This window comes from Mesorhizobium ciceri biovar biserrulae WSM1271, from assembly GCF_000185905.1.
Classification (GTDB): domain Bacteria; phylum Pseudomonadota; class Alphaproteobacteria; order Rhizobiales; family Rhizobiaceae; genus Mesorhizobium; species Mesorhizobium ciceri.
This window is the reverse complement of record NC_014923.1, coordinates 3890064-3915875: the sequence shown is the minus strand read 5'-3', so window position 1 is coordinate 3915875 and position 25812 is coordinate 3890064. Positions and strand designations below refer to the sequence as shown.

Annotated in this window: 33 protein-coding genes; 15 read left to right on the top strand and 18 right to left on the bottom strand. The window is 60.6% G+C overall.

What is annotated here, in order from left to right; translation table 11 throughout:
- Positions 1-82 precede the first annotated feature (82 nt).
- The 4 genes from MESCI_RS18995 to MESCI_RS18980 all read left to right on the top strand — a co-directional run bounded on the left by MESCI_RS18995 (position 83) and on the right by MESCI_RS18980 (position 3542).
- Positions 83-1027, top strand: coding sequence for an HlyD family secretion protein (locus MESCI_RS18995; RefSeq protein WP_245268547.1), 945 nt, complete (start codon positions 83-85; stop codon positions 1025-1027).
- Positions 1024-2619, top strand: coding sequence for a DHA2 family efflux MFS transporter permease subunit (locus tag MESCI_RS18990; protein WP_165447102.1), 1596 nt, complete (start codon positions 1024-1026; stop codon positions 2617-2619). Before MESCI_RS18995 ends, MESCI_RS18990 begins: the two co-directional genes overlap by 4 nt.
- Positions 2620-2736: 117 nt before the next feature.
- Positions 2737-3054 carry a hypothetical protein gene (locus MESCI_RS18985; RefSeq protein ID WP_013531559.1) on the top strand — a complete coding sequence of 106 codons (318 nt, stop codon included), beginning with the start codon at positions 2737-2739 and terminating at the stop codon, positions 3052-3054.
- A gap of 44 nt (positions 3055-3098) precedes the next feature.
- Entirely contained in the window at positions 3099-3542 is a 444-nt protein-coding gene (locus MESCI_RS18980) for a PPC domain-containing DNA-binding protein (protein ID WP_013531558.1), read from the top strand.
- A 23-nt stretch (positions 3543-3565) separates the two neighbouring features.
- Here MESCI_RS18980 and MESCI_RS18975 read toward each other — a convergent pair whose 3' ends face one another.
- Entirely contained in the window at positions 3566-4840 is a 1275-nt protein-coding gene (locus MESCI_RS18975) for a DUF763 domain-containing protein (RefSeq protein WP_013531557.1), read from the bottom strand.
- A gap of 100 nt (positions 4841-4940) precedes the next feature.
- Positions 4941-5549, bottom strand: coding sequence for a cysteine hydrolase family protein (locus MESCI_RS18970; RefSeq protein WP_013531556.1), 609 nt, complete (start codon positions 5547-5549; stop codon positions 4941-4943).
- A 200-nt stretch (positions 5550-5749) separates the two neighbouring features.
- On the opposite strand from MESCI_RS18970, the gene MESCI_RS18965 reads away from it, so the two are divergent.
- A complete protein-coding gene (locus MESCI_RS18965) occupies positions 5750-6145 on the top strand; it encodes a GFA family protein (protein WP_164919930.1) in 396 nt (131 codons plus the stop codon).
- Between the two features lie 24 nt (positions 6146-6169).
- Positions 6170-6589, top strand: coding sequence for an HD domain-containing protein (locus tag MESCI_RS18960; RefSeq protein ID WP_013531555.1), 420 nt, complete (start codon positions 6170-6172; stop codon positions 6587-6589).
- Positions 6590-6632: 43 nt separating this feature from the next.
- On the opposite strand, the gene MESCI_RS18955 is transcribed toward MESCI_RS18960, so the two are convergent.
- The 4 genes from MESCI_RS18955 to MESCI_RS18945 all read right to left on the bottom strand — a co-directional run bounded on the left by MESCI_RS18955 (position 6633) and on the right by MESCI_RS18945 (position 8520).
- Positions 6633-7043: a DUF427 domain-containing protein gene (locus MESCI_RS18955; protein ID WP_013531554.1), complete on the bottom strand. Its 411-nt coding sequence runs from the start codon at positions 7041-7043 to the stop codon at positions 6633-6635.
- 123 nt (positions 7044-7166) lie between these two features.
- Complete coding sequence (locus MESCI_RS18950) at positions 7167-8063, bottom strand: alpha/beta fold hydrolase (protein ID WP_013531553.1); 897 nt, start codon at positions 8061-8063, stop codon at positions 7167-7169.
- Positions 8060-8236 (bottom strand): hypothetical protein, encoded by a 177-nt coding sequence (locus MESCI_RS32285; RefSeq protein ID WP_013531552.1) that lies wholly within the window; start codon positions 8234-8236, stop codon positions 8060-8062. The genes MESCI_RS18950 and MESCI_RS32285 overlap by 4 nt, the downstream gene beginning before the upstream one ends.
- Before the next feature lie 89 nt (positions 8237-8325).
- Positions 8326-8520: a DUF2934 domain-containing protein gene (locus MESCI_RS18945; protein ID WP_013531551.1), complete on the bottom strand. Its 195-nt coding sequence runs from the start codon at positions 8518-8520 to the stop codon at positions 8326-8328.
- Positions 8521-8814: 294 nt separating this feature from the next.
- Here MESCI_RS18945 and MESCI_RS18940 point away from each other — a divergent pair, with 294 nt between their 5' ends.
- On the top strand, positions 8815-9072 hold the full coding sequence (locus tag MESCI_RS18940; protein WP_013531550.1) for a hypothetical protein: 258 nt from the start codon (positions 8815-8817) through the stop codon (positions 9070-9072).
- Positions 9073-9082: 10 nt separating this feature from the next.
- Here the strand turns inward: MESCI_RS18940 and MESCI_RS18935 are convergent, their stop codons facing one another.
- Positions 9083-9319 carry a DUF6894 family protein gene (locus tag MESCI_RS18935; protein ID WP_013531549.1) on the bottom strand — a complete coding sequence of 79 codons (237 nt, stop codon included), beginning with the start codon at positions 9317-9319 and terminating at the stop codon, positions 9083-9085.
- Positions 9320-9410: 91 nt separating this feature from the next.
- On the bottom strand, positions 9411-9902 hold the full coding sequence (locus MESCI_RS18930) for a hypothetical protein (protein WP_224674205.1): 492 nt from the start codon (positions 9900-9902) through the stop codon (positions 9411-9413).
- A gap of 154 nt (positions 9903-10056) precedes the next feature.
- Here MESCI_RS18930 and MESCI_RS18925 point away from each other — a divergent pair, with 154 nt between their 5' ends.
- Positions 10057-10950 carry a DUF1236 domain-containing protein gene (locus tag MESCI_RS18925; protein WP_013531547.1) on the top strand — a complete coding sequence of 298 codons (894 nt, stop codon included), beginning with the start codon at positions 10057-10059 and terminating at the stop codon, positions 10948-10950.
- A 128-nt stretch (positions 10951-11078) separates the two neighbouring features.
- Here MESCI_RS18925 and MESCI_RS18920 read toward each other — a convergent pair whose 3' ends face one another.
- Together MESCI_RS18920 and MESCI_RS18915 are read right to left on the bottom strand one after the other, a co-directional pair.
- On the bottom strand, positions 11079-11243 hold the full coding sequence (locus tag MESCI_RS18920; RefSeq protein ID WP_013531546.1) for a DUF3309 family protein: 165 nt from the start codon (positions 11241-11243) through the stop codon (positions 11079-11081).
- A 156-nt stretch (positions 11244-11399) separates the two neighbouring features.
- On the bottom strand, positions 11400-12017 hold the full coding sequence (locus MESCI_RS18915) for a flavodoxin family protein (RefSeq protein ID WP_013531545.1): 618 nt from the start codon (positions 12015-12017) through the stop codon (positions 11400-11402).
- Positions 12018-12325: 308 nt separating this feature from the next.
- Between MESCI_RS18915 and MESCI_RS18910 the strand changes: the two genes are divergently transcribed.
- On the top strand, positions 12326-13162 hold the full coding sequence (locus MESCI_RS18910) for an alpha/beta fold hydrolase (RefSeq protein WP_013531544.1): 837 nt from the start codon (positions 12326-12328) through the stop codon (positions 13160-13162).
- Positions 13163-13188: 26 nt separating this feature from the next.
- Here the strand turns inward: MESCI_RS18910 and MESCI_RS18905 are convergent, their stop codons facing one another.
- The 4 genes from MESCI_RS18905 to MESCI_RS18890 all read right to left on the bottom strand — a co-directional run bounded on the left by MESCI_RS18905 (position 13189) and on the right by MESCI_RS18890 (position 16856).
- Positions 13189-14529 carry a PQQ-dependent sugar dehydrogenase gene (locus MESCI_RS18905; RefSeq protein WP_013531543.1) on the bottom strand — a complete coding sequence of 447 codons (1341 nt, stop codon included), beginning with the start codon at positions 14527-14529 and terminating at the stop codon, positions 13189-13191.
- A complete protein-coding gene (locus tag MESCI_RS18900; RefSeq protein ID WP_013531542.1) occupies positions 14526-14966 on the bottom strand; it encodes a DUF2231 domain-containing protein in 441 nt (146 codons plus the stop codon). The genes MESCI_RS18905 and MESCI_RS18900 overlap by 4 nt, the downstream gene beginning before the upstream one ends.
- A gap of 132 nt (positions 14967-15098) precedes the next feature.
- Entirely contained in the window at positions 15099-15716 is a 618-nt protein-coding gene (locus MESCI_RS18895) for an alpha-ketoglutarate-dependent dioxygenase AlkB (protein ID WP_032809461.1), read from the bottom strand.
- A 390-nt stretch (positions 15717-16106) separates the two neighbouring features.
- Positions 16107-16856: a Crp/Fnr family transcriptional regulator gene (locus MESCI_RS18890; protein WP_013531540.1), complete on the bottom strand. Its 750-nt coding sequence runs from the start codon at positions 16854-16856 to the stop codon at positions 16107-16109.
- 572 nt (positions 16857-17428) lie between these two features.
- On the opposite strand from MESCI_RS18890, the gene MESCI_RS18885 reads away from it, so the two are divergent.
- The 4 genes from MESCI_RS18885 (at position 17429) to MESCI_RS32280 (ending at position 18846) form a co-directional block, all read left to right on the top strand.
- Entirely contained in the window at positions 17429-17728 is a 300-nt protein-coding gene (locus MESCI_RS18885) for a PRC-barrel domain-containing protein (RefSeq protein ID WP_013531539.1), read from the top strand.
- Positions 17729-17801: 73 nt separating this feature from the next.
- Positions 17802-18236: a GFA family protein gene (locus MESCI_RS18880; protein ID WP_013531538.1), complete on the top strand. Its 435-nt coding sequence runs from the start codon at positions 17802-17804 to the stop codon at positions 18234-18236.
- An 80-nt stretch (positions 18237-18316) separates the two neighbouring features.
- Entirely contained in the window at positions 18317-18517 is a 201-nt protein-coding gene (locus MESCI_RS18875) for a KTSC domain-containing protein (RefSeq protein ID WP_013531537.1), read from the top strand.
- A gap of 164 nt (positions 18518-18681) precedes the next feature.
- Positions 18682-18846, top strand: a complete 165-nt coding sequence (locus MESCI_RS32280) for a hypothetical protein (protein WP_013531536.1) — start codon at positions 18682-18684, stop codon at positions 18844-18846.
- Positions 18847-18903: 57 nt separating this feature from the next.
- On the opposite strand, the gene MESCI_RS18870 is transcribed toward MESCI_RS32280, so the two are convergent.
- The 4 genes from MESCI_RS18870 to MESCI_RS18855 all read right to left on the bottom strand — a co-directional run bounded on the left by MESCI_RS18870 (position 18904) and on the right by MESCI_RS18855 (position 23241).
- The gene (locus tag MESCI_RS18870) at positions 18904-19158 is read right to left on the bottom strand and encodes a DUF6894 family protein (RefSeq protein WP_013531535.1); all 255 of its coding nucleotides are present in this window, start codon (positions 19156-19158) and stop codon (positions 18904-18906) included.
- A gap of 49 nt (positions 19159-19207) precedes the next feature.
- Positions 19208-19447, bottom strand: coding sequence for a hypothetical protein (locus MESCI_RS18865; RefSeq protein ID WP_013531534.1), 240 nt, complete (start codon positions 19445-19447; stop codon positions 19208-19210).
- A gap of 207 nt (positions 19448-19654) precedes the next feature.
- Positions 19655-20833, bottom strand: a complete 1179-nt coding sequence (locus MESCI_RS18860; RefSeq protein ID WP_013531533.1) for an acetate/propionate family kinase — start codon at positions 20831-20833, stop codon at positions 19655-19657.
- Positions 20830-23241, bottom strand: a complete 2412-nt coding sequence (locus tag MESCI_RS18855; protein WP_013531532.1) for a phosphoketolase family protein — start codon at positions 23239-23241, stop codon at positions 20830-20832. The genes MESCI_RS18860 and MESCI_RS18855 overlap by 4 nt, the downstream gene beginning before the upstream one ends.
- 264 nt (positions 23242-23505) lie before the next feature.
- Between MESCI_RS18855 and MESCI_RS18850 the strand changes: the two genes are divergently transcribed.
- Positions 23506-25497, top strand: coding sequence for a protein-L-isoaspartate(D-aspartate) O-methyltransferase (locus MESCI_RS18850; RefSeq protein ID WP_013531531.1), 1992 nt, complete (start codon positions 23506-23508; stop codon positions 25495-25497).
- A 98-nt stretch (positions 25498-25595) separates the two neighbouring features.
- Complete coding sequence (locus tag MESCI_RS18845; protein WP_013531530.1) at positions 25596-25802, top strand: hypothetical protein; 207 nt, start codon at positions 25596-25598, stop codon at positions 25800-25802.
- Positions 25803-25812: the final 10 nt, after the last annotated feature.

The following is a 25812-nucleotide window of genomic DNA, read 5'->3' as shown; positions in this document are numbered from 1 at the left end:
CCTGCTGAGCTTCCCTCGGCGGCACCCTTACATATCCATCGCCATCCTGCTCGCAGTGCTGCTGATTGCCGTAGGGCTGGTCTTGTGGTGGCTGGACGCGCGTCAGTATGAATCGACCGACGATGCTTTCATCGACGCCCGCACGGTGACGATCGGTGCCGAGATATCGGGTCGTATCACCGATGTCGCGGTCACCGACAACCAGTCTGTGAAAGCCGGCGACGTGCTCTTGCGCATCGACGACAGCGACTATCAGGCAAGCCTGGCGGAAGCCGACGCCGGTGTGGCCTCGGCGCAGGCCGAGATCGTCGATGTCGGCGCACAGATCGAAGCACAAAACGCCAAGATCGATGCGGCACAGAAGCAGGTGGCGCAGGCCCAGGCCGCGCTCGAGTTTGCCAAAGCGGAGGACAAGCGCAACCGTGAGCTGCTGGCCAAGGGAACCTCCACCCAACAGCAGGCGGAACAGGCCGCTTCTACCCTGCGCCAGGACCAGGCCGCCCTCGACAGCGCCGGAGCAAACGTCGCTGCCGCGAAAAGCCAGGTCACTGTTCTGCAGGCACAGACCAAGAGCGCGGAAGCAAAGCTCAATCAAGCCAAGGCCAGCCAGGAGCAGGCCCGCACCATGCTGTCGCGCACCATCATAACCGCGCCTGTCACCGGTCGCGCCACCAGTATCACGGCCGCCAAGGGCACCTACGCCCAGCCTGGTCAGGTGCTGATGATGTTCGTTCCCGACGAGGTCTGGGTGAAGGCTAATTTCAAGGAGACCCAGCTTGATCTGATGCGGCCGGGACAGCCCGTCGACATCGATATCGACGCCTATCCCGAAAAGAACTTCCACGGCCGCGTCGACAGCATCCAGGCGGGCAGTGGCACCGCCTTCAGCCTGCTGCCGGCCGAGAATGCCACCGGCAACTTCGTCAAGGTGGTGCAGCGCGTGCCCGTGAAGATCGTCTTCGACCGACCGCCGGGCGTGCTGCTGGGTCCAGGCCTGTCGGTGGTGCCGACAGTCAAGGTGAGATGAGCGCCGTCGAAATGGCTGGTGAACGGAGCGAAAGCCGGTCCGCCGCCGGCGGGCGCAATCCGTGGCTGATCGCAGTCGTCGTCTCGATCGCCACCTTCATGCTGGTGCTCGACACCTCGATCGCCAACGTGGCGCTGCGCAACATCGCCGGCAGCCTCGCGGCCGGGATGGACGAAAGCACCTGGGTGATCACCACCTATCTGGTCGCGAATTCCGTGATCATCCCAGTTAGCGGCTGGTTGGCCAGCGTCATCGGCCGCAAGCGTTACTACATGCTTTGCGTGGCGATCTTCACCATAGCGTCGCTGCTGTGCGGCCTGGCGCCCAATCTGGAAATGCTCATCGTCTTCAGGATCCTGCAAGGCCTCGGCGGCGGCGGCATGGCACCCAGCGAACAATCCATTCTCGCCGACACCTTTCCACCCGAAAAACGCTCCCAGGCATTTGCTCTTTACGGCATTGCCGTCATCGTCGCACCGACAGTCGGGCCGACCATCGGCGGTTGGCTGACCGACCATTTCTCCTGGCACTGGATATTCTTCATCAATGTCCCGTTCGGCATCATGTCGCTTGCCTTGGTGCAGTGGCTGGTGGTCGAGCCTGACGTGCTCGAGCGCGAACGGCAGGAACGGTTGAAGGGCGGCCTCAGAATAGACTGGGTCGGTTTCATCCTGGTCGCCACGGCACTTGGCTGCCTGGAGATCTTTCTCGATGAGGGCCAGCGCAACGACTGGTTCGCATCAGGTTTCATCGTGACCTTCGCGGCGATTTCGGCGGTCTCATTCCTGCTGCTGATCCCGTGGGAATTCAGTCACCGCGATCCGATCGTCGACGTCCGCCTGCTGTTCAGCCGCCAGTTCGGCACATCGTTCCTGGTGATGATGGCGGTGGGCGCCGTGCTGTTCAGCACCACCCAGTTGATGCCGCAACTGCAGCAGACCGCCTTCAACTATACGGCGACCCTGTCGGGCCTGTCGATGATGCCGGGTGGCATCGCAATGTTGATGCTTATGCCGGTTTCCGGATTTGCCGGCGCCATCGTCCAGCCCAAATACCTGATCATGGCAGGCATGTCCGTCGTCGCTGTCGCGCTCTGGCATATGACATCGCTCACCCCGGACGTCAGTTTCGGCTTCTTTGCCTTCGCGCGCATCTTCCTGATGATCGGTCTGCCGTTCCTGTTCATCCCCATCTCGACGGCGGCTTACGTCGGTCTTGCTCCGCAGCAGACGAACCAGGCGTCGGCACTCATCAACGTTGCCCGCAACATCGGCGGAAGCATCGGCGTGTCGCTGTCCAACACAGTGATAGCCCAGAACGCGCAAATCCATCAGGCAAACCTCGTCGGCCACACGGCACAGTCGTCACCGGCCTACCAGCAGGTTCTGCGTCAGGCGACCGAGCACTTCGTGGCTCAAGGCTCGCCGATGATCGACGCAAAACAGCAGGCGGTCGGCTGGATAGGACAGTTGATAGCGCGGCAGGCCTCATTGCTCGCCTATATCGATGTCTTTCGGTATTGCGCGGTAGCGACCGCACTGCTCGTTCCCCTCGCCTTGCTGCTGCGCTCTCCCCGGCCCGAAAAGCGTTAGCTCGCGCCGCGGCGGTGTATGGCGCTGCCCCGCCATGCGGCCTCGGCTTCGCGAACTTCCGTTGGAACCAGCGCGTCGAGTCGACGTTCAGCCCTTGTTCAACAGGAGGAGCTGGCCATGCCACGAGGCGACAAATCGAAGTACACTGACAAGCAGGAGCGTAAAGCCGACCACATTGCCGAAGGTTATGAGAAGCGCGGGGTTTCCGACAAGGAGGCAGAGCGGCGCGCATGGGCAACCGTCAACAAGGACGATGGCGGTGGCAAGAAGGAAGGCGGTTCCGGCCGCGGCAAACACACGGGCCATCCGGCGGCGCACAAAGGCGGCAAAAGCGGCGGCAAGGCATCGGCATCACGGTCTGCCGCAAGCCGATCGGAATCGGCAAAGAAAGCTGCAGCGACTCGCAAGCGCAATGCGGAACACCGCGCCCATTGATCTGACGGCGGCGCTCAATGGGGCCGAACGATGGAAGCACAGGGATGAAATCGCAGCTCGTCAATGAGATCGGCGGACAAAGGACGTTTGTCCTGGTGCTCGACCCAGGCGAAGAAGCGTTCGCGGCACTGACCGCCTTCGCGGTCGACCAGAAGATCGGCAGCGCGTCCCTGACCGCCATAGGGGCTTTCGAAAAAGCCACCGTGGGCTGGTTTGATCCGGACGCGAAGACCTACCGCAAAATCCCTATCGACGAACAGTGCGAGGTTCTGAGCGCGATCGGCGATGTCGCACTGGGTGATGACGATAAGCCCAGCCTGCACGTCCATGCGGTGCTGGGATTGAGCGATGGCACCACCCGGGGTGGACATCTGCTTGAAGGCATCGTTCGGCCAACGCTCGAAATCACCCTGGTGGAAGCGCCCGGCCATCTGCGCCGCAGCAAGCGCCCGGATCTCGGTGTCGCGCTCATCGATCTGGACGATTGATCTACAGCCGCTCTAGCTCGTTCTCAGGCCTTCTTGCTCCGCTCAGCAGGTGCTGTGTCCGGGGCCGCTTCCCACCCGAACACGCTGCGCCCGCCAAGCAGATGCGACTGGTCGAATTCTCCCGCGACAATTTCCTTCAGGCTGGGGCCGGTTGCGTATCGTTCGACTTGCCGCGACTGATCGTCGAGCCGCCTCAAGGCACCGATTTCCTCATCGCGACCGAGCTTTGCCTTTTGCACGGCCGACTTCAGAACCCCGATCGTCTCATCATAGACCTTCAGCGGCACTGGAAATGGATGCCTGTCCTTGCCGCCATGCGCCAGCGAGAAGCGGCCGGGATCGGAAAAGCGGCAAGGCGCGCCATGCACCACCTCGGCAACGAGGGCCAGCGCGCGCACCGTGCGCGCGCCGACGCCGGGGACCAGAAGGAGCTCGGCGAAATCGGTGGGACCGCGGTCCGCGGCGGCGGCGATATTGCCGTGAAGACGATGCATGACGACATCGCTTTCGCGAACGTCATGATGGGCCGGCATGACCAAATGCGGCAGCAGCGGCTGCTCCGGTTCCTGCCGGCGCCTCGGCTCCGCGCAACGCTCCAATGCCGCAAGCTCGCCCAGGATGCGATCGGGTCCGAGCTCCTGCAAAAGGTTCAGTTGCCCTTGGCGCGACGCGTCGGCGCGCCTGTCGGTCAGGTTGACGATCTCGCCTTGATTGATGCCCTCGATGGCGGCATGCGGCTGGTCGACAAAACTCTTGAGCCCCTCGGAGAGCCAATGGTAGCGGCGCGCCACCTTGCTGTCACCGTTCATGCCTTGCTGCACCACGACCCAGCGACCGTCATCGGTGACGATGAAACCATGCAGGTAAAGATCGAAACCGTCCTGGACTGCGGCGCTGTCGACCTTGGCGACAAGACGGCTGACGGTGGCCAGGCCCGCTCCGTCAAAGCCGACGCGTTGGCCGATGGCTTCGAGTTCATGCGGGGTTTTTCGCGAATGCGCGCCGCGACCACCGCAGACATGAATGCCGAGCTCGCCGGAAAGCGGCGTGAGGCCACGCTTCAAAGCGCCCACGACGCTGGTCGTGATCCCCGACGAGTGCCAATCCATGCCCATGACAGCACCAAAGGACTGAAACCAGAACGGATGTGCCAGCCGCCGCAGCAGTTCGTCTCGACCATAGTGATGAATGATCGCTTCGCACATCACGGCGCCAAGACGCGTCATGCGGTCGCCGAGCCATTTTGGCACGCGCCCGCCATGGAGTGGAAGATCAGCACTTCCCGATCGTTGCGTCACGTCTGCTACCCGTTCTGGTGTCCGTTATTCTCTTAACAGATAGGCAGCCAAACCGCGCAAGGAAGCATGGACACTTTCCGCCGAGCCGAGTTAGCGAACGTCAAGTCCAGTTCGAGAGAACCGTTTCCATCTCAACCGTCTCGACCTGCTGCGCGAAACGTTGGTGGTAAACGGTCAGCAGTGCGTCGTGGGTTGCATCGGAAGAACTGCATAGCGCGTCCGTGACGAGAACCACGCGATAGCCGAAATCGATGGCTCCGAGCACCGTGGCCAGAACGCAAACATCCGTTTCGCCACCGGTGATGACGAGCGTATCGATGCCGCGCTCCACCAGGAAGGCTCTGAGGCGCCCTTCGAACCAGGGCGAGTAGATGTGCTTGTCGATGATCGCCGCTGGCGGGCAGTAGCCGGCTAAAGACGGCAACAGCTCGGTCATTTCAGGCCCGATCGTCTCGATCGTCTGTGAAGCCCAGCGCTCATAATAGCGCTTCCAGGTGCCGACGCCCTGCCCCGGCTTCTTGGCTGGCAGGAAGCGTGTAAAGACCGTCTGCGGCGCGCGTCTTTCGACCAGCGTCTCGATCTGCGGGAGAACCCGGGTGATCCAGGGTGTTGCCCATTGAGACGGCTCGGCAAACAGCCGCTGCATGTCCACGCAGACATGCATGCATCGATCGCCCAGGGGACCGTATGCCAGCCCCGGCATCGACATCAGTGCGTCTCCGACCGGCCAAGCATTCCCTGACTCCTCACTTGCCAGCAAAGACACGCAACGCCGCGCGCAAGCACTGGTTCCTGAGATAGCCAACAGGAACCGACGCAAATGACCGGCGTTTTCGCTGTGATGAATGGAGGTGCTCGCATGAGACCGCGCGAGAGGCGTTGGAGCCGCAAGTCAACCGGGGCGCCAAAATGGAACTGAGCGGAGGATGTCTCTGCGGCACGATCCGCTTCCGCGCTGGAAGCGAACCGAGAGTGCATTACTGCCATTGTGATATGTGCCGGCGAGCGACCGGCAGTGCGTTCGCGGTTCTGGCCTGGGTACCTTCCCAAAGCGTGACCTGGACCGATGCGACGCCGACCTATCGCAGGTCTTCGCCGATTGCCTGCAGGGGGTTCTGCTCCGCCTGCGGATCGCCGCTCAGCCTCGCCTATGACGCATCGCCGGGAGAGATCGCGCTTCATGTCGGAACGTTCGACGATCCGGCTCGCCTGGAGCCGCGCTACAATTATGGATCGAGGCAGCGACTTGGCTGGGTTTGCTGCGGAATGGACCTGCCGCACCACGACACCGAGGAGCGATGGTGAAACCATGCCTGAAGGGGAAGCCTGATGAGCATGTTTTACCGGGCGGCCAAGATTGCCGAAGAGGTCCACGCGGCACAGCGCGACAAGACCGGGCGACCTTATATCGAGCACTGTCGCCGTGTCGTTGACGCGGTCGAAACCAAGGATCAGAAGGTCGTCGCCTATCTCCATGACGTCCTGGAAAAGGGCGAAGGCTGGGACCGGACCAGATTGGAAGAGGCCGGTTTTGGCCCGACGATCGCGTCGGCCGTCGACGCCATGTCGCGCAGGGACGGCGAGGATTACTTCGCGTTCGTGCGACGAGCGGCATCGAATCCATTGGCGCTGCCGGTGAAGCGCGCGGATCTGGCGGACAATATCTGGCAGGCACGACAGGCCGGGGCATCAACCGTCAGATACGAGGAGGCACTACGCATCCTTGATGAAGAGTTTCCACGCGGTTAGCACCAGCCTTGAATTTCAGCTCGCGCCGGTGAGAACGGGCAATCTACTCCGTGACGTGGGGCGTATGCCTTCTGTCCTCCGCGGGCTCGACATCGATGCGCGCCTTTTCCGGATCGAATGCACCATGACGTGCAATGGCCCGCGCCGCGGTTTCAGGCGTCTCGTATGCCCACATGAAATCGTCAGCCGAGCTGCCCACGGCATGGACGCGCCAGTAGCTCGCGGTACCTTTCAAAGGGGAGCGGCTGGTGGTGTTCGTTTTTTCGAAAAGGTCAAAATAGATGTCTTCGAAAGGAATATAGAACACGGGCTCATGTCCTTCTTCCTGAAGCACTTTCGCCCGTTCCGTGGCAGCGACTATGGCGTCGGAAAATCGTACCGTCACCGTGCCCGCAAACGGTTCTATGGCCAACTGGCCAGCATGGTGTCTTGAGATTGCGCCTGAAGCTTGCATCCAAATTCTCCCTGGCTGCCGATTGATTGCGAGACCGCATTTCGGTTCGTCATGCATGGAGACGAAATGCGCGGCGATGCGTCAGGTTCCGGTCTTTACTATGGGGTCGATGGCGCCCCTCCGTCAGCGCTTGCCATGGCTATCGAGAAATGCAGCCAACGTTCGCGAAACCTGATCAGAAGCCTCACGCGTCGGGAAGTGTCCGATGCCATCCAGCACCACCCGCCTGTAGAACGCGGTGAAATGCCCTTCGAGCCCCTCTGAAGACTGGGCAAACACAACGCGGTCGTCACCACCGTGAAGCGTCAGGATCGGCACGGTGATGATCTTGACCGTTGCTTGCCGGCGGGCGAGTTCGGCATAACGCGGATCGGGCTCGGCCTCTTCCCACCGGACCCGATAGGAATGCAACGTCACATCCGCCCAGTCAGGATTTTCGAACGAGCTCGCAACGCCATCGAAAATGGCGTCGTCGAACCAGCCTGATGGACCCCAGCTGTCCCACTGATACCTGGCGAATTCCTTGCCGTTCTTTCGTACGAACTCGGCGCCCCGTGCGGTCGCCATGAACCATTGATACCAAAATGCTTTCGCCTGTTCGGGCGCCGGCGTTGCTGGTTTGCCTGGTTGCCAGCCGAGGGACAGCGCAGCGCAGCACTTGATGCGGTCCGGAAAAACCGACGCGAGCAGATAGGATATCCGAGCGCCCCAATCATGTCCGACAACTGCAAAGCGGCTGATGCCAAGCGCATCTGCAAAATCCAGCACATCCTGCGCCATCGCGGCAATCTCGCCCGAGCGCATGGTTTCTTTCGACAGGAACGATGTCGGCCCAAAGCCTCGCAACCAAGGGGAAAACGTCCGGAAGCCAGCTTCATGAAGCATCGGCGAAATACGAGCGTATGTCGTCGCGTCGTCGGGCCAGCCATGCAGCAGGATAACCGGGGCGCCGTCCTGCGGTCCACCATCGAGATAGGCGACGCGCAGCAGAGGTGTGTCGCAATGTGAGACGGAGTTCATTTGCTCTGAGGCACCGTAGCTGGCTGGTCGCCGCCAGTCGTGGGGCCTGGTCTGGCGGCCTGATCAACCTGTGGGTTCTTGTTGCTGGTGGCTTTCATCGGCTCGGTGTTGTTGTCGCAGGCGCCGAGCGCAAGGGCAGCGGCCAAGACCAGGAATGAAAAGAACCTCTTCATCGAAACCTCCTCTGGTTGATGCCCGGCAAACGAGGTTCCGCCAATTTGGTTGCCCGACCGGGGTCCTCAAGACGCCATGGGATTGCCGATCAACGCTTCGAGCTATTGGAATCGGCCGCAACTGTCGGGTCAGGCAGAACCGGGCCACGTTCAGTCTCCGAACCCTCAGCTTCGATCTCCTGCACGGCCCGATCCCAGTGCTCCTGCTCGCGGCCTACCGGCCGGCCCTCTTGTTCCCAGATTTCATAGGCCCGTCGTTTGATCTTTTCTTCCCTGCTGTCCATGGCTAGATCCTCCAATTCGTCAGTCTCAATTCCGGGCCATATTTTTTGTTCCTCCTCTGTCGGCAACAGCCGCTGCCGGATTTCGGGAAGGCCCTTGTGGATTGCATGGGATGACCGGCTTGGTAAATTTCGTACCGATATTTTTTCGTGACACACCTATGCTCGCAGTTTTATGAATCAGGATATCGGCCAGCGCCGAGCACGTCCCTCTCCGATCCCACTGCCCGGCGCTCAAAGCCGGATCGCCCGTCGCATCGACATGGCGGGCTGTTGCTTCGATTGGAGGTGACGCTCATGCGGGAATTGCCGAAAGACATCGACGCCGATGTGGTCATCGAAATCAGCAAGCTGCTGGACGACAGCCCGCTTTTCGTCCCGGTGCGGGTTCATGAACTTGCGGCCAGGGTGAGGCAGAGGGTGAAGACCGGCCTGCCAGACCTTTCGATTGAAGAACTGATCGTGGAGATGGCCTCCGTACGTCAGCTGGCCATGGCCTTTGATCTGCCTGGATCGGAGAATGTCGTGCAAATCCCGGTGCGGTATCGCCGCTAGCACTGCGACATCAAACGCTCCATCCGGAGGTCAGAACAAGCGACGCCTCAAACATCTGCGCACCGATCTCATCGCGTACCTTGACGGTTATCTTGACGAAATCGCAGTCGGGCATTTCGTCTTGGGCGACATCCTGCAAAATACGAATTGCTTCCGCTCTGGCTTGTTCCCGGGATTCGAACAGCTGCCCGTCATCGTCGGGTACCGTGCCGTCACCGTTTTGAAGATCAAAATAGTACCGTTTCATTTTTCCTGCCGCGCTGGAACATCTGGCGTTTCAATGATTCCGCTTCATGGTGGTTCCTGCCCGCTGGCCGTGCTGGTGACGACGTGGTCGTTCAACGCACCGCAGGGCGAAGCGCCGATATGAAAAGCACCAGCAACGCCAAGGCGTTGAGGCCTGCGGCGATGGCATGCGAATACTCCCATTGGCGCCGCAGCAGCTCCCAGTTTTCAGGGAGGACAGTCCAGTTCCGGGTCGCCTGATTGATTGGATAGGTCAGCGTCCAGAAGGCAAACTGCGTGGCGCCGATGCTTAGAAAGGCGACAACAACCAAGCCGAAAGATGCGCTCGCTCGATAGAGCAGGATCGCCAGGGCGGCCGTGGAGAGCAATGCTCCCAGCACCACGATGCCGAACAGGCTCCATCCATCATAGGCGCGCTGCGCAGCCAGATAGTTTGGCCCGTCGAGCTTCATCTTGTTGAACATAGCGAAGAAATGCGCGGCGGCCGGAGCGAAAGCCAGGGCAACGAAAATGAAGCTGACCACTCTCAGACTATAGATTGCCATGTCGGTCTCCTCTCCGGAGACAGCTAGGGCAATCGCCAAGGTTGAAAAGGTCGCTTTAACGGCGGCTTCCGCCCGCGATCGTATGATCTCAGGCGGGGTCGTTTTTTAGCACTCACGCATCTATCTCGGAACATTTTTTTTGGGTGCTGGTTCTACCCAGTGAAGGGACGAACCTTACCCAGGGAGATTTCCCATGAAACGTGTTCTCATTACCAGCATGCTGGCCATCGGGCTCGGCTGTGGAACGGCGGCGGCTCAGACACAACAGACCGAAAGCCAATCTGGCGCAGACGCCAACTGCGCTTCCGGGCAGGCTGACTGCCAGAACGGCTCCAAGATGGGCGAGCAGGCCCAGGGCAAAGCCAAGCTGAAGACCGACGAGCAGGCTCAGGGCAAGGCCGGCACCACCACCGACCAGCAGGCCCAGGGCAAGGCCAAGCTGAAGACCGATGAGCAGGCTCAGGGCAAGGCCAGCACCACCACCGACCAGCAGGCCCAGGGCAAAGCCAAGCTGAAGACTGACGAGCAGGCTCAGGGCAAGGCCGGCACCACCACCGACCAGCAGGCCCAGGGCAAAGCCAAGCTGAAGACTGACGAGCAGGCTCAGGGCAAGGCCGGCACCACCACCGACCAGCAGGCCCAGGGCAAGACCAAGATGCAGACCGACGAGCAGGCTCAGGGCAAGGCCGGCACCACCACCGACCAGCAGGCCCAGGGCAAGACCAAGATGCAGACCGACGAGCAGGCTCAGGGCAAGGCCGGCACCACCACCGACCAGCAGGCCCAGGGCAAGGCCTCGACACAGGATACGACGTCGACCGGTTCCATCAACAACGTGACGGTGGAGCAGAAAACCCAAGTCACTCAGATTATCCGGGAGACGAAGGTCGAGCCTGTGTCCAATGTCAATTTTGACATCAGCGTCGGCGTCGAAGTTCCGCGGCACAAGGTCAGGCTGCATCGGCTGCCGGCTCGTATCGTCAAGATCGTTCCCGCTTACGAAAGCTACGAGTATTTCGTGCTTGCGGACGGTCGGATCGTCATCGTTGATCCGGATACGTTCAAGATCGTGCTGATTTTGACCTGATATGTCCGACGAGTGGTCCGCCCTCCAGAGGGCGGACCGTCATTGCCGGACTGCTATGGATTCAAAGCAACTCCGAAGAGAACCGCAAGCGGCAGGTGATACAATCTGCCACCGCATGGCGGACTCGGCTAGAGACGCCCGAGCACGACCAGGATTATGACTATAAGCAGCAGAAGACCGAGGCCGCCGCCCCCGTAATAGCCGGTGCCGTAGAATGGCCCGCCGCCAAGTCCACTAAAGCCGCCAAGCAATGCGATAATCAGAATGATGATAAGAATTGTGCCGAGACCCATGACTTGCTCTCCTGTTTGCGGCTTCGCGCCGTGTAGACGGAGCGGCGGTCGCCGGCTGATGAGAATATGAACTCGCTACAAGCCTTCCTGTTCCCGATTGAGACCTCATCGACGCTGCAAGGTCTGGCCGCTCAAAGTTGTTTAGGCGAACAAAGGTCATCCCGAGACGCCCGAATAGCCCTGGTCTTTCAGCAATCCAGCGAGATGGGCGGCGTTTGAGGCTGCCATTTCGATCGCACCCGAGACTTTTTCCGGAGTTGCCGGCAGGTCGACATAGTTGACGTCCTCCATCGCCTCGCCAACCCAGTAGACCCCGCCATTGGCCGGGATGGTGAAGCCGACATCGTTCAATGCCTGAAAGCATTCCGCGTGGCAGTGATGCGCACCGTCCTCATTGCCGACGATGGCCACCAGGGCCACCTTTCCTGCTGCCGGCATTCGCCCTCTGTCATCCGTCTCCTCGAGAAAGGCATCCATCCGCTCCAGGACGCGCTTGGCCACACTCGAGGGCTGGCCAAGCCAGATCGGAAGCCCGAGCACGAAGATGTCGGCCGCCAGTATCTTCTTTCTGAGTTTCGGCCAATCGTCGCCCTCGCCCATGTCGGAGAGCACGCCGGGCTTGATATCGTGGCTGAGCGCACGCACGATCTCGCCCTTCACATCGTATTGCATCAACGCCGCCAGGACATCGGCGAGCAACCGATCGGTGGAGGATTTTTCCCTGTCGTTCGAAGCTTTGAGCGAGCAATTGAGTGCGAAGGCCGTAAGCGGCATGTGAATCTCCCTGCATTGTCCTAATTGCAAACCGCCGCGACGACTTCGCGACTGCCCATTCGCCCGTTGCGGGATCGCCCGGCATTCTAACGCCAGGGTTAAATGCTTGTTCCGCAGGCGGACCAACAGGGCCGATGGATGGCCCCCTCCTCCCACTTGGTGACGGTCGAGCCGGCTCAGAAAGCGGGCTGGGTCCTTGAGCACAGACGTTGGAGAACGGACAGCGGCGAGCGACGCAGACCGAACTGGTGGAGCAACCTATTCGTTCGCTCTTCGTTTTCTTCTGAGTTCCCGAAAATGGATAGACGATGCTCGTCCAGACCCTCGAAGCAGGCGATATGCAGCTGGCGGTATCCACGGCCGGCGATCCGCGCCGACCGGCCTTGATCCTTCTGCACGGCTGGCCCCATTCCCGGAAAATCTATGATGGCGTGATCGATGAACTCGGCACACGGTACTTTACGCTGGCTTTCGATCTTCCGGAGATCGGTGAATCGCGTGGCACTCCGCCGTCGGCGGAAAAGAAGGTTCTTGCCGGTATTGTGATTTCAGCCGCCGAGGCGCTTGGGGCCAAATCCATCGTCGTCGCAGGCTTCGATGTGGGCGGCATGATTGCCTTCGCTGCTGCTCGCCATCATGGCGGTCGCATCGTCGGCGCGGTGCCGATGAATACGGTTATCCCCGGCCTTCATCCATGGACGAAGGTAGTCGCAAACCCGGGCATCTGGCACTTTGCGTTTCATGCGGTGCCTGAGTTACCGGAGTTGCTGGTGACGGGCCATCAACGCGCCTACTTCGATTTTTTCTTCGATCTGCTCGCCGGCCGTCCCGAAGCATTGACCAATGAAATGCGGGAGACGTTGACGCAGGCCTATGCGAGGCCGGAGGCACTTAAGGCCGGCTTTGATTGGTATCGCGCGTTCAAGCAGGATGCCGAGGCCAATGCCCCGGCGCGCATCGAAGTTCCGATCCTCTATATCCGCGGCGACGCGGATTTTGGATCGATTGACGATTACCTCGAAGGTCTGAGGATGTCTGGCGCAAAGAACCTGCAAGGTCACATGATCGCCAACTGCGGCGAATTCCTGCCGATCGAGGCACCGGCAGAATTCGTCAAGGCGCTGGTGGAATTCGCACCGAGATAGTGAAGCGATCAGCGTTATGCAGGTGCCTACTGGCTCGTGGAAGTTACGCGCCAGACCGTGTTCCCGACATCGTCGGCGATCAGCAGCGCGCCGGATTTGTCGACGGCAACGCCGACGGGCCGCCCGTGCGCCTTGTTGTCCTTGCCGAGGAAACCGGTGACGACGTCCTGCGGCTTGCCATCTGGATGACCGTCTTTAAACGGCACGAAAACGACCTTGTAGCCGTTGAAGCTCTTGCGGTTCCAGCTACCATGCTCGCCAACAAAGGCGCCGTTGCGATAGAGCTCCGGCAGGTTGGTTCCAGTGTAGAACGTCAAGCCCAGAGGTGCGACGTGGGAACTCAAGGCATAGTCGGGAGGGATCGCCTTGGCGACGAGGTCCGGCCGCTGCGGCATCACGCGCGGGTCGACATGCTGACCATAGTAGCTGTACGGCCAACCATAGAACGCGCCGTCCTTGACCGAGGTCATGTAGTCGGGAACCAGGTTAGGACCGAGCTCGTCGCGCTCGTTGATCACAGCCCACAGCGCGCCGCTCTGCGGCTCCCAACTCAGCCCGTTGGGATTGCGCAGGCCGCTCGCGAAAATACGATAGCGGCCAGTGGCCCTGTCGACTTCCCAGATGGCGGCCCGGTCCTTTTCCGCCTGGATGCCGTTCTCGGTGATGTTGCTGTTGGATCCGATGCCGACATACAGCCGAGACCCGTCGGGGCTGGCCACGAGAGACTTTGTCCAGTGGTGATCGATAGGTCCGCCGGGCAATGGCGTCAGCACGGCGCCCGGCGCGGTGATCTTGGTGTCGCCCGACGTGTAGGGATAACGCACGATGGCGTCGGTGTTGGCGACGTAGAGATCGTTGCCGACCAGGGCCACGCCAAAGGGCGAATTGAGATGATCGAGGAAGACCTCCTGGACATCGGGCAGACCATCGCCGTTCGTATCCCGCAGCAGGGTGATACGGTTGCTTCCTTCGGTGCCGCCGCCCGAGGTCGCCATCGACTCGATCCAGCCCATGATCAGGTCTTTCGGCCGCTTGATCGCGGCACCGGGCGGCGCCACGGATTCGACCACCAGAACGTCACCATTCGGCAATGTGTAAAGCGAGCGCGGATGCCTCAAGCCCTTGGCAAAGGCCTGGATTTGCAAACCCTTGGCGACGGTCGGCTTCTCGTCTTGTTTCCAACCGACGACCGACGCGACATGCATGGGCGGCACCAGATACTGAATAGGTTCAGGCAGCGTCGGGTTTGCTCCGACCTGATCGGTGGGATCCGGTTCGTTATCGCTGCATGCGGGCAGCGCCAAAATCGATCCGAACAGCAGACCGAGGCTCGCGATACGCCGGATATGTCTGGCGGAGACATTCATTCGACCACCTCCACTTGAGTGTGGCCGGAACTCCATCCCAGCAGTCCCAGCAAGAGGATAACGATCACGGCGACGGCGGACAGGATGAGCCCCGTCGGCACGACCGAGGTCCAGGCATCACGGCTGTGCACCAGTGCGTTGAAGAGCGATATGACGAGCACGACGAGGCTGCCAAGGAGATATGGCCATGCAGGCCCGGCTTGACGGGCAAGTCGGCCGGTAGACAAATCGACAAGTGCTGCAAGGACCGCGAGCACGCCTACAACCAGGCCGGCAAGGAGCAGCCAGGCGGAAAAATCTGCCCACATTATTTCAGCGCTTCGCCAATAGGCAACGTCGGTCAGCAATGTGCCGACGAAACATGCGTTTGCGACCGCCATCGGCGTTTTATGGAACGGACGCCTGGCTGCCACCAACACGGATCGGGCACGGGCCATGGACATTCTCCACCTTTGAAGCTGTACCTGTCCTCCAAACCAACTTGTGGTTGGGAGGTTCCCGGAACCGTTTTGCGTTCAAGAACTCGTGATGGCGCTGGCAATGCCTCAGAACGGCTCGGCGCGCGATGCTCATGCGGAGTTGGCGCGCAATGTCCTCAAGGTGATCGAGTAGCGGTGCAGGTCAACCGCCGGAATGCTGTGCTCCCATTCCATGCGCGATGGTCCGGTCATGAGATACGCCGACCTTGGTTCGACGACGATGGTCCGGCGGTCCCATTTGGTGCCATTCTTCCGCCGGAGCCGGAAGCTGCAAGGCGCCAGCAACGAAACACCCGCAACGTCTTCGAAATGAGGCTTGTCTCGATGCCAGCCGATGCCGGCGCCGGGCCGGTATTCGTTGATCAACACTTGCGCGAAGGCGTTGGCGGGCCGGCCTGCCAACGCTGCGATCTTGTCGCGCAGGGACAGCAGGAAGTCAGGGATCGGCGGCGCCTCGACGACCTGGCGTCTGTCGTAGTCGTAACGCAGGCCAAAACCGACGACGCGCCGGTTTGCCAGATGGCCATGGAAATCGAACGCCTCGAACGGAAGGCCTTCCAGATGCCGGGCGAGTTCCGTTTCTTCTTGCGCCGTGATCAACTCGGGCTGATAGAAGAAACCTTCCGGCAGGTCGTCGGCAGCACCAAAGAGATCGTGCTGAAGCCCGGATGAGCCGGAGTCGAGTGTTTTCGATTTGGGTGTCGCCATCCCAGCTAAGATGGTGAAGGCCAGCCCGCCTGGCAATATCGGAACCTGGCCAGCCAATCTGCACCCACCCTGCGGACGTCACCCCAACGACGGACAGGGCCTGCCAATTCGGACTTTATCGAGGGACTGTATTCAACTCAGGATTTCGCGAGCATGCCTTGAACGCGACCGAGGGAGTTGCGTGCATGTACGTACGGTTCTTACCAAACCGTGAGCCTTCGTTGCCAGTTGCTTGTCGGCAACTAGATTGGCAACGCGGCATCCCCAAAACATGCCGCAGTGGCCGGCGCGGGTTTAGGCAACGGTGTCTCACCGGCATCATCGCGCCGGCCACTCGAAATGTCCTGTTGTCGGCTCAGTGGCGGAGAAGCCTCCGTTGGCCCGGCGCGCTCAAACGAGAGGCCGCTCCTGCCTCGCGGGATGCTTCGAGCCCAAATCTCCGACCAGCCGGCGGTACTGGGTTTCGGGTGGACCGTAAGAATCTCGCGCCAACGTCATGAGACCGTCTCGATCGCGGATCGTAATCTCTCCGCGGCGCGCTCGGATATAACCATAACTTTCGATCATCTGGAGGCCGACGGTAACCCCCGGACGCCTCACACCAAGCATGATGGACAGAAATTCATGGGTTATCATAAGCCTGTCGCCGACAGTGCGGTCGCTGCACATCAAAAGCCATCTTGCCAGTCGAACTTCCAGGCTCTGCCGCGCGTTGATCGATGCCGTATAGCTTGTCTGAACATGGAAATATTGGACATAGCGCAACAGGAACGACCGCAATGTAGGGCTGTCCTCCAGGGCTTCGACGAAGGGGGCAGCCTCTATCCGGAGAGCCTCGCATGTCGACTGGACGTAACAATCAAAGTTGGCCTGGTCGTCCCCCATGACCAGGGCCGAACCGGTCATTCCTTCGAACCCGATGATTCCGACTTCGGCTTCGGTCGCAGGCGAAGTCCTCGCCACTACCGAGGCCAGCCCGCTTTCCAGAAAATAGACGGCTTCGATCTTCTGCCCCGCGGTCTCCAGCGGCGCGCGCAACTCAAGAAAAACACTCGCCAGATGCGGACGTAGCCGCGCGAAATCGTCCGCGCTCATCCGGCGAAGCAATTCGCTCTTGGCTTGCAGTGTCTGGTAATCCACGAGACTCTTTTCCCTTGGGCAAGAGCACTGGGATCTCTTAGCCGGCCGCGCCCGTCGAACGAGCGGACGGTAACGAACCATAGACTTCGTCTCGCGCAGCACTAGACGGGCGGGCGCGTTGGTATGAAACCGACAGTTACTGCTGAAGACTCGAAGGCCTTGTTGGCTGACTATCTTTCGCCAGCAAACGAGCCTCCCGCAGGATAGAGGCGCGATCGAACCCGAGGAGCGATATGATTTCGCGTATCTGTTGTTCAGTGGCGCCTGTATCCCGCGCCAGCGCGGTCATCGCGCCCACTGGCAGACCGGGGTGCTCGGGCTCCTTCGCCGTGCAACACCATGCCTCGTGATGGGCAAGAGCGATGGTCACTCCCAAGCGTCAGCGCCCCAACTGTGCTGCTGACGATTTCCTTTTGTACGCTTCCGTACGGAGCTTTGCGAGTCAATTCGGACGGAGGCTGAGTTGAGGCTTCTAGCGTCCTTGCGTCGTCCGTCCGTCGCCCCCGGAATTGTTCGGAACGATTGCTCGGCTGAGAGGTTCAAATAATTCCACCCAACAGGAGTCTCGAAAGATGGATCACACCAACCACGTACGCCTCACAAGCACCGAACTGACACCAGACATTCTCGAAGACGCCACGATTTACGACGCAGACGACAACAAAGTCGGCAGCGTTTCGCATGTGCACGGCTCAGGAGCCGCCAGTCAGGTCGTCATCGATGTCGGCGGCTTTCTCGGCATTGGCGCCAAGCCGGTGGCCGTTCCCGCAAGCCAGTTGGAATTCATGCGCGATGAAGACGGCGACGTTCACGCGGTGACGAACTGGACCAAGGATCAGCTCAAGAGCATGCCCGAGCATCACGATGCATGATTTCAAGGACTTCACCTTGAACGGGAGCGGCCACTCGGCCGCTCTCTCTTAGGCGCAACAGGGTGGACAGACGATGCGGCGCGAAACCGGAGCCTGCTTCTGCGGAGGGATCGCCGCAGCCCTGGACGGAGAGCCTTTCTGGATATGCTACGATCACGACGACGATTGCCGCCGGGCCATCGGAAGTCCGCTGACGATCTGGGTTGGTTACCGGCCGAAGCAATTTCAGCTCCTTAGAGGGACGCCGAAGGCCTTTTCCCAAACGCCAGGCGTCACCCGCACGTTCTGCCCAGACTGTGGAAGCTCGATAGGCTATAGCGACGAAGGCCTGCCGGACGAGTTCTATGTGACGATCGGCTTCTTTGACAACCCTGAAGGGTTTCGGCCGCAAGCCCATGCCTATTGGGACCTGAGGCTGCCGTGGATCGAGTTTGATGACAGCCTGCCACGCATCGACCGATATTCAAGGAAGCGCGACCCGAAGTTCGGCAACCCGCGCGACCGGTAGTCGCGGTGCGTGACGCCAGGATATCGGCGGAACCTGACGATCGCTAACGGGTTATTCGGGCAGACCTGTCGGGTGCGACCATGCCATCGACCGTGATCCGAAATGCGCAATACGATCCCGCCACCAGGATCCTGTCGGTCTGGTTTGTGCCGAGCGGCAGACGCTACGAATATGAGGATGTTGCACCGGCAACTTATGCCGCTTTCACCAAAGCTTCCTCAAAAGGCCGCTTCTTCAATGAGTTCATCCGCGACCGCCATCGGTACCGCCGCGTGGCGTGACAAGTTTGGACATGAGCAGGCGATGCACGGAACCTGACCGGCATCGTCTCGTTGACGTCTCGTCGTCGAAGCAAGCCAGGCAACGACAGTGTTCATCTGGACATGCTCAGGTGTTCGCACCGGCAAAGATCGATCGGAAAAGGCTTCAAGGGAGTTCAAGAGCCATGACGGCCAAGAAGCAGAAGACCGAAAGCAAGGACAAGAAGGCATTGCGCTTGGCAGAGACCACCGACGTCTCACCCAAGCAGGCCAAGGAGCTCATGCAAAAGCATGGCAAGGACAACCCCAAGGTCGAGAAGGAAGCCAGAAACTTCAAGGCGGAAGGATAGGATCCGCATGAGGCGACCTGTATGGCCCCTGCAGGTGATCGGCCAGGCAATTCGGGATTAAGGGGGTGCCCCGGCCTTTTCGGCCGCGAGCGCAAAAGGAAAGCGCAGCACCAGGTTGCGGTTCTCGTCAAAAATCTCGAAGGTCAATCCGGTACGCAGCGGCCTGCCATGCAGCAGCTCTTCGGCAAGGATTTCCTTCGCCGACGCCATCGCGTTTTCCTCAGCGCTCGCGAGATCAGAAAATTCCTGGCCCTCGGGATCCTCCTGCAAGCTTCCGCTCTCATCTCGAAGGTCGAAAAAGTACCTGGACATGCCGACTGAACTCCTGCTCATCGCGACGGTAGCATCGGAAGCGCCAGCCTCAGACTTCAGTGCCTGATGTCCCCGGATTGTCGAAGAGCACAGCGAGGCCATGCTCGATGGCGCAGGCCGCTATCAGATCATCGAAGGCCTTTCCGGAAAGCGGGCAACTTGGCATCACCTCTCGAATTGCGGTCCCGGCCTTGGCGGTAGAGATCACATCGTGGCGTTTCTTGCGTGTCTCGACATATTGCTCGACCAGGATTTTCAGGCGCCTCACCGCAACGTCGTCCGTAAACATGGATTCCTCAGCCAATGCCTGAAGTAAGGCTGTCGGCCTGATCATCGGCCGACGATCTCGGGGTTAGCCGGGATTGCTCGCACAATATTTCTATGGGCAGTTGGTTCCCCCGACCGCTTGCTTGGTAATTTTCGTACAGGGAATACCCTTGCCCGCGCTTTCATCGGGCCGAATCGACAGCCGATTTTCCGATGCCGAGGCGAGCGTTCAGGCTTGCATCACCATGCGGCTGTGACGTGCAACGACACTTTCCTCATCGGTCGCAATCACCCGTACTTCCACCTTGCTCTCGGGACGACTGAGGATCTCGGCGTGGGTGTTGTTGGCGCGATCTTCAAGCACCACGCCAAGCCAGGTCAATTTTTCGCATATGGCCTTGCGGATGGTCGCGGACCGTTCGCCGATGCCGGCGGTGAACACCAGGCATTCAAGGCCACCCATCGTGTTTGCAAGCGCCGCGGCCTCTCTCGCGGCGCGAAAGGCGAAAAGCGCCATCGCCTCTTGCGCGCGAGGATCATTGCTCGCTTCGAGCGTCCTCATGTCGCCGGAAATACCGGATACGCCGAGCAGGCCCGACTTCTCGTAGAGCATCGCCTGCAGTTCTTCCGCCGCGATGCCTCTTTCCAGCAGGAAATACAACAGCACGCCGGGATCGATGGCGCCGCACCGCGTGCCCATGACGAGGCCATCCAGGGCCGAAAAACCCATCGTGGTATCGATGCTTTTGCCCCCGTGCAGGGCGCAAAGACTTGCCCCATTGCCGAGATGGGCGACGATCGTGTGTTTCGCCGCGAAAATTGGCGATATCTCGCTGAGCCGCCCGGCGATGTATTCATAGGAGAGACCGTGGAACCCGTAGCGGCGCAAGCCTTGCTCTTCATACTGGCGCGGAAGGGCAAAGCGCCGCACGAGCGGATCGATCGTCTGGTGGAAAGCGGTGTCGAAACAGCCAACCTGTGGCAGGTCCGGTTGCAAGGCGGCTATTGCACGGACGGGCGCGAGACTGCGAGGCTGATGCAGCGGAGCAAGCGGCGTAAGTTTGTCGATGGCGTCGATGATGTCTGGGGTCAGACGGACAGGTTCGATGAACTCGCTTCCGCCATGCACGATGCGATGGCCGGCGCAGATCAGGTTTCTTTCCCCAATTTCGCCCTGCACCCAATTCAGCATCTCGCCTATGGCCGCGTCACGCCGCTTGTCGGCGGTGAGCGGCCGATCGCACTGCACCGTTCCGTCGGCCGCTTTTGCGCGCAGTGTGGGTTTGTCGCCCAGGTCCAGCGTGCCGCGTGAAACGAGTTGCATATCCCGTGATGAGACAAGATCGTAAAGCGCGAACTTGATGCTGGACGAGCCGGCATTCAGCGCCAGGATCGACCGACGCATCATTGGCGCCCCTTTGTCGCGGCTTTGTCGGGCCAGCTCCATTTCTGGATTTCGGGCATGTCTTCGCCGTGCTCGCGCACATAGGCCTTGTGCTTCGCCAACCTGCCGTGGAGTTCGCCGGCAAGCCCTTCGGCCCTTTCGGCCAGTCCCGGCACGCGTTCGATGGCGGCGAGCGCGAGATGGTAGCGGTCGAGTTCATTGAGCACCACCATGTCGAATGGCGTCGTCGTGGTGCCCTCCTCGCGGAAGCCATGCACATGCATGTTGTCATGGTTGGCGCGGCGGTATGTCAGGCGATGAATGAGATAGGGATAGCCGTGATAGGCGAAGATGACGGGCCGTGTTTTCGTGAACAACGCGTCGAAGTCCCCGTCGGGCAGGCCGTGCGGATGCTCCGTGTTCGACTGCAATGTCATCAGGTCGACAACATTGACGACGCGGATTTTCAGGTCGGGGATCGCGGAGCGCAGAATGTCTGTCGCGGCCAGTGTTTCCAGGGTCGGCACATCCCCGGCGCAGGCCATGACCACATCGGGCTCCTCGTGCTGAGCAACCGTGCCGGCCCATTCCCAGATGCCCGCTCCAGCTTTGCAATGCGCTCCGGCTTCTTCAATGGACAGCCATTGCGGTCCCGGCTGCTTGCCGGCGGTGATGACATTGATGCGGTTATAGGTTCTCAGGCAATGATCGGTGATCCACAACAGGGTGTTGGCGTCCGGCGGGAAATAGAGCCTTACCGTGTCGGCCTTCTTGTTGGCGACCAGATCGGCAAAGCCCGGATCCTGATGGCTGAAACCATTGTGATCCTGCCGCCAGACATGCGAGGTCAAAAGGTAATTGAGCGAGGCGATCGGCTTGCGCCAAGCGAGCTCGCCGGAGGTCTTCAGCCATTTGGCATGCTGGTTGACCATCGAATCGACGATATGAATGAAGGCCTCATAGCATGAAAACAGGCCATGGCGGCCGGTGAGCAGATAGCCTTCAAGCCAGCCCTGGCAGAGATGCTCGCTCAGCACTTCCATGACGCGACCATCACGGGAAAGATGGACGTCATAGGGCTCGATGCGCTCCATCCAGATCCGATCGGTGACCTCGAACACGTCGTCGAGGCGGTTGGAGGATGTCTCGTCCGGCCCCATCAGGCGGAAGTTTCGCGCCTCGGCATTGAGGCGGAACACCTCGCGAAGATAGCTTCCGCAAATCCGCGTCGCCTCGGCAATGACGCCACCTGGACGCGGCACTTCCAGCGCCAGGCTTTTCCAATCTGGAAGCATCAGATCGCGCTTCAGCAGGCCACCATTTGCGTACGGGCTTGCGCCCATGCGCCTTGTCCCTGTCGGGGCAAGTGCCGCAAGCTCCGGCAACAGGTGCCCGCTTTCGTCGAACAGCTCTCCCGGTTCGTAGCTTCGCATCCAGTTTTCGAGGATCTTGCGGTGCTCCTCATTCCCTCGAGCGTTCGATACCGGCACTTGATGCGAGCGCCAGAAACCCTCGACCTTATCGCCATCGACCTCCTTCGGCCCGGTCCATCCCTTGGGGCTGCGCAGCACGATCATCGGCCATTTCGGGCGTTGACCATGCCATCCCGGAGCCCGTGCCTGCTCCTGAATGGAACGGATGCGATCGAGCACCGTGTCGAGCGTCGCGGCCATGGACCGGTGCATGGCAAGCGGCTCGTGGCCTTCGACGAAGAACGGTTCGTAGCCATAGCCGGCGAAAAGGTCTCGCAATTCCTGATCGTCCATGCGGCCGAGGATCGTCGGATTGGCGATCTTGTAGCCGTTTAGATGCAGGATCGGCAGGACGGCGCCATCCGACGCTGGGTTCAGGAACTTGTTGGAATGCCATGCCGCCGCCAGCGGACCGGTCTCGGCTTCGCCGTCACCAACGACGCAGGCAACCACCAGACCCGGATTGTCGAAGGCCGCACCGAAGGCATGAACCAATGCATATCCCAATTCGCCGCCCTCATGGATGGAGCCTGGCGTCTCGGGCGCGGCATGGCTTGGCACGCCACCGGGAAAGGAAAACTGCCGGAACAGTTTCCTGAGGCCGTCTTCGCCCTGCCCGATATCGGGATAGATCTCGCTATAGGTGCCCTCGAGCCATGTGTTGGCGACCATTGCGGGACCGCCATGGCCCGGGCCGCAGATAAACAGAACATCGAGGTCGCGTTCGCGGATAACGCGGTTCAGATGCAGGTAGAGAAAATTCAGGCCCGGCGTCGTGCCCCAATGGCCAAGTAACCGAGGCTTGACGTGCTCGGCCTTCAACGGTTCGCGCAGCAGCGGATTGTCGAGCAGATAGATCTGGCCGACCGAGATGTAATTCGCGGCGCGCCAGTAACGGTCCATGAGGTCGATCCGTTCGTGGCCGATAGCCTGCGGCGTCGTGGCAGCCTTGTCGTTCATCGACATCTCCAGCTTTCGGTTCGCTGGTGATAACTGGGGCATCTTTGCGCTTGAGCAACCCCCGACTGCCGCCGTCCGGGACAGTGTCGCGACCCGAGCGGCCAAGAGACCGGTCGCTATCCCGCTGGAGCGAGCGGCTCTGTCCGCAAATAGGCGGGAACCTTGAAGTCCTCCAGCGGTTAGAAACTGGAATCGCGAAGGCCAGGTTCAAGGCAGCTACCGCGAAGGACAACCTCGAAGCGTTGCACCAAAGGGAGCTAAAAAATGCTCGATCTTCCTCGTGCCCGTGATCGAATGGTCAATATCCACGTCGGCCGGCGTGGCATCCATGACCGTGAAATTCTGCAGGCGATGCGCGAAGTTCCACGCGAGGCCTTCGTAGAACCCGGTTTCGAGGAATTTGCTTATGAAGACACGCCGCTGCCGATCGCCGACGGCCAGACCATATCGCAACCCTACATCGTCGCATTCATGATCGAAATGGCGGACGTCAAACCGGGTGACCACGTGCTCGAAATCGGCACCGGCTCGGGTTACGCCGCCGCGGTGATGAGCCGGATCGTCGAACAGGTCTACACCATAGAGCGTCATCCCGGTTTGGCAGAAACGGCGAAACGGCGGTTTGAAAAACTCGGCTATCGAAACATCGAGGTCCGGACAGGCGATGGCACCAAGGGCTGGCCGCAGGCGGCGCCGTTCGATGCCATCGTGGTGACAGCCAGCGGTCCCGGCGCACCGCTCGCCCTTCAGGAGCAACTCGATGTCGGCGGCAGGCTCGTCATTCCGGTCGGCGACGACCCCGATCTGCAACGCCTGCTCAAAGTCACCCGGACAGGTGCCGCAACCTACAGCGAGGAGGATTTCGGCGGCGTGCGCTTCGTCCCTCTCATCGGCGAGCAGGGTTGGTCGGAAAACGGCACCGTCACCAAGGTCGGTCGTCCACTTCGACATCCGCATCCGATCAGCCTGCCCGATATGATCGCGGCCGCGGCTGAACCGCTGCCCGATTTCGACGATCCGGCCTTCGGCGCATTGTTCGATCGGTTCGCCGACCGGCGCGTCGTTCTGCTTGGCGAGGCAAGCCATGGCACGTCCGAGTTCTACAGGGCGCGCGCGGCGATCACCCGCAGGCTTATCGAACGGCACGGCTTCACCATCGTCGCGGTCGAGGCGGACTGGCCCGATGCGGCGGCGATCGACCGCTACGTTCGCCATCGTCGGCCGCGAACAGGCGCCGGTGCGCCATTCCAGCGGTTTCCGACGTGGATGTGGCGCAACACCGATGTCGCGGCCTTCTCCGACTGGATGCGCCGTCGCAACGAGAAGCTAGAACCTTCGGAGCAAGCAGGGTTCTACGGCCTGGACATCTACAATATGAGCGGGTCCATAGGCGCGGTCCTCGACTATCTCGACCGGGTCGATCCCCAGGCAGCCAAGATCGCACGCGAACGGTATGGTTGCCTGACGCCCTGGCAACACGAACCGTCTACCTACGGCCGTGCGGTGCTCACCGCCGGCTATAAAAAATGCGAGAAAGCCGTGCTGGAACAATGCCGGGACTTGCTCGCCAGACAACTCGATTATGCAAAACAGGACGGAACCGACTTTCTCGACGCCAGTCAGAATGCCCGGCTGATCGCGTCCGCCGAACACTACTACCGGATCATGTACTATGGCGGTGCGGAGTCCTGGAACCTGCGCGACACCCATATGTTCGAGACCTTGGAACATTTGTTGGACGCCGGCGGCCCCAACTCCAAGGCGGTGGTGTGGGCGCACAATTCCCATATCGGCGATGCCCGCTTTACCGAGATGGGTGTCGTCAGGGACGAACTGAACATCGGTCAGCTCTGCCGGCAGCGTTTCGGCGATGAGGCAGCGCTAGTCGGTATGGGCACGCATTCCGGCACTGTAGCGGCCGCAAGCGACTGGGATGGCGAAATGGAGGTGAAGCAGGTTCGCGCGTCGCACGCCGACAGCTACGAACGGCTTTGCCACGATTCTCTCGTGTCGCGGTTCCTGCTCGACCTCGGGCGCGACAAGACGCTGCGTGAGCGGCTGCTGGAACGCAGGCTGGAGCGATTCATCGGGGTAATCTACCGGCCGGAAACCGAGCTGGGCAGCCACTATGCGGACGCTTCCCTGCCCCAGCAGTTCGACGCGTTCCTATGGTTCGACAAAACCGCGGCAGTGACGCCGCTTGGCCCGGAGCATGCAAGAACCGGCGTTCCCGACACCTATCCATTCGGGCTCTAACCGGCGCGCGCGGCGAGCCGATGAAGCAGAGCCCTGGAACCGGAACGGCCCATCTGGCTTGCTTTTTTAAACTGAAATCCCGTCGAAGGAGTTTTCTCATGACCGGAACCAAACATCCGAAATGGAAAAAACCGAGCGATGCCGACTTGGCGAACAATCCTGGTATCGGGACTTCCAAGGGAACGATCAAGGAAGGCGAAGAGTTCGAGCTTGAAGGCGAGAACACGGTCGAAGGTGATGTCGAGAACGACACGACCGCTGCTGGCGGGATCGATCCAAGACAAAAGATGCGGACCAACAAATAGCATGCCGTTG

Coding starts and splice junctions, on each gene's coding strand:
- MESCI_RS18885 (WP_013531539.1), top strand. CDS start 17,429: ATGGATCACACCAACCACGTACGCCTCACAAGCACCGAACTGACACCA.
- MESCI_RS18895 (WP_032809461.1), bottom strand. CDS start 15,716: ATGGCGACACCCAAATCGAAAACACTCGACTCCGGCTCATCCGGGCTT.
- MESCI_RS32280 (WP_013531536.1), top strand. CDS start 18,682: ATGACGGCCAAGAAGCAGAAGACCGAAAGCAAGGACAAGAAGGCATTG.
- MESCI_RS18990 (WP_165447102.1), top strand. CDS start 1,024: ATGAGCGCCGTCGAAATGGCTGGTGAACGGAGCGAAAGCCGGTCCGCC.
- MESCI_RS18965 (WP_164919930.1), top strand. CDS start 5,750: ATGGAACTGAGCGGAGGATGTCTCTGCGGCACGATCCGCTTCCGCGCT.
- MESCI_RS18870 (WP_013531535.1), bottom strand. CDS start 19,158: ATGTCCAGGTACTTTTTCGACCTTCGAGATGAGAGCGGAAGCTTGCAG.
- MESCI_RS18850 (WP_013531531.1), top strand. CDS start 23,506: ATGCTCGATCTTCCTCGTGCCCGTGATCGAATGGTCAATATCCACGTC.
- MESCI_RS18970 (WP_013531556.1), bottom strand. CDS start 5,549: ATGTCGATGCCGGGGCTGGCATACGGTCCCCTGGGCGATCGATGCATG.
- MESCI_RS18920 (WP_013531546.1), bottom strand. CDS start 11,243: ATGGGTCTCGGCACAATTCTTATCATCATTCTGATTATCGCATTGCTT.
- MESCI_RS18950 (WP_013531553.1), bottom strand. CDS start 8,063: ATGAACTCCGTCTCACATTGCGACACACCTCTGCTGCGCGTCGCCTAT.
- MESCI_RS18945 (WP_013531551.1), bottom strand. CDS start 8,520: ATGGACAGCAGGGAAGAAAAGATCAAACGACGGGCCTATGAAATCTGG.
- MESCI_RS18860 (WP_013531533.1), bottom strand. CDS start 20,833: ATGATGCGTCGGTCGATCCTGGCGCTGAATGCCGGCTCGTCCAGCATC.
- MESCI_RS18915 (WP_013531545.1), bottom strand. CDS start 12,017: ATGCCGCTTACGGCCTTCGCACTCAATTGCTCGCTCAAAGCTTCGAAC.
- MESCI_RS18845 (WP_013531530.1), top strand. CDS start 25,596: ATGACCGGAACCAAACATCCGAAATGGAAAAAACCGAGCGATGCCGAC.
- MESCI_RS18925 (WP_013531547.1), top strand. CDS start 10,057: ATGAAACGTGTTCTCATTACCAGCATGCTGGCCATCGGGCTCGGCTGT.
- MESCI_RS18900 (WP_013531542.1), bottom strand. CDS start 14,966: ATGGCCCGTGCCCGATCCGTGTTGGTGGCAGCCAGGCGTCCGTTCCAT.
- MESCI_RS18940 (WP_013531550.1), top strand. CDS start 8,815: ATGCGGGAATTGCCGAAAGACATCGACGCCGATGTGGTCATCGAAATC.
- MESCI_RS18955 (WP_013531554.1), bottom strand. CDS start 7,043: ATGCAAGCTTCAGGCGCAATCTCAAGACACCATGCTGGCCAGTTGGCC.
- MESCI_RS18905 (WP_013531543.1), bottom strand. CDS start 14,529: ATGAATGTCTCCGCCAGACATATCCGGCGTATCGCGAGCCTCGGTCTG.
- MESCI_RS18980 (WP_013531558.1), top strand. CDS start 3,099: ATGAAATCGCAGCTCGTCAATGAGATCGGCGGACAAAGGACGTTTGTC.
- MESCI_RS18985 (WP_013531559.1), top strand. CDS start 2,737: ATGCCACGAGGCGACAAATCGAAGTACACTGACAAGCAGGAGCGTAAA.
- MESCI_RS18960 (WP_013531555.1), top strand. CDS start 6,170: ATGAGCATGTTTTACCGGGCGGCCAAGATTGCCGAAGAGGTCCACGCG.
- MESCI_RS18910 (WP_013531544.1), top strand. CDS start 12,326: ATGCTCGTCCAGACCCTCGAAGCAGGCGATATGCAGCTGGCGGTATCC.
- MESCI_RS18865 (WP_013531534.1), bottom strand. CDS start 19,447: ATGTTTACGGACGACGTTGCGGTGAGGCGCCTGAAAATCCTGGTCGAG.
- MESCI_RS32285 (WP_013531552.1), bottom strand. CDS start 8,236: ATGAAGAGGTTCTTTTCATTCCTGGTCTTGGCCGCTGCCCTTGCGCTC.
- MESCI_RS18855 (WP_013531532.1), bottom strand. CDS start 23,241: ATGAACGACAAGGCTGCCACGACGCCGCAGGCTATCGGCCACGAACGG.
- MESCI_RS18935 (WP_013531549.1), bottom strand. CDS start 9,319: ATGAAACGGTACTATTTTGATCTTCAAAACGGTGACGGCACGGTACCC.
- MESCI_RS18880 (WP_013531538.1), top strand. CDS start 17,802: ATGCGGCGCGAAACCGGAGCCTGCTTCTGCGGAGGGATCGCCGCAGCC.
- MESCI_RS18875 (WP_013531537.1), top strand. CDS start 18,317: ATGCCATCGACCGTGATCCGAAATGCGCAATACGATCCCGCCACCAGG.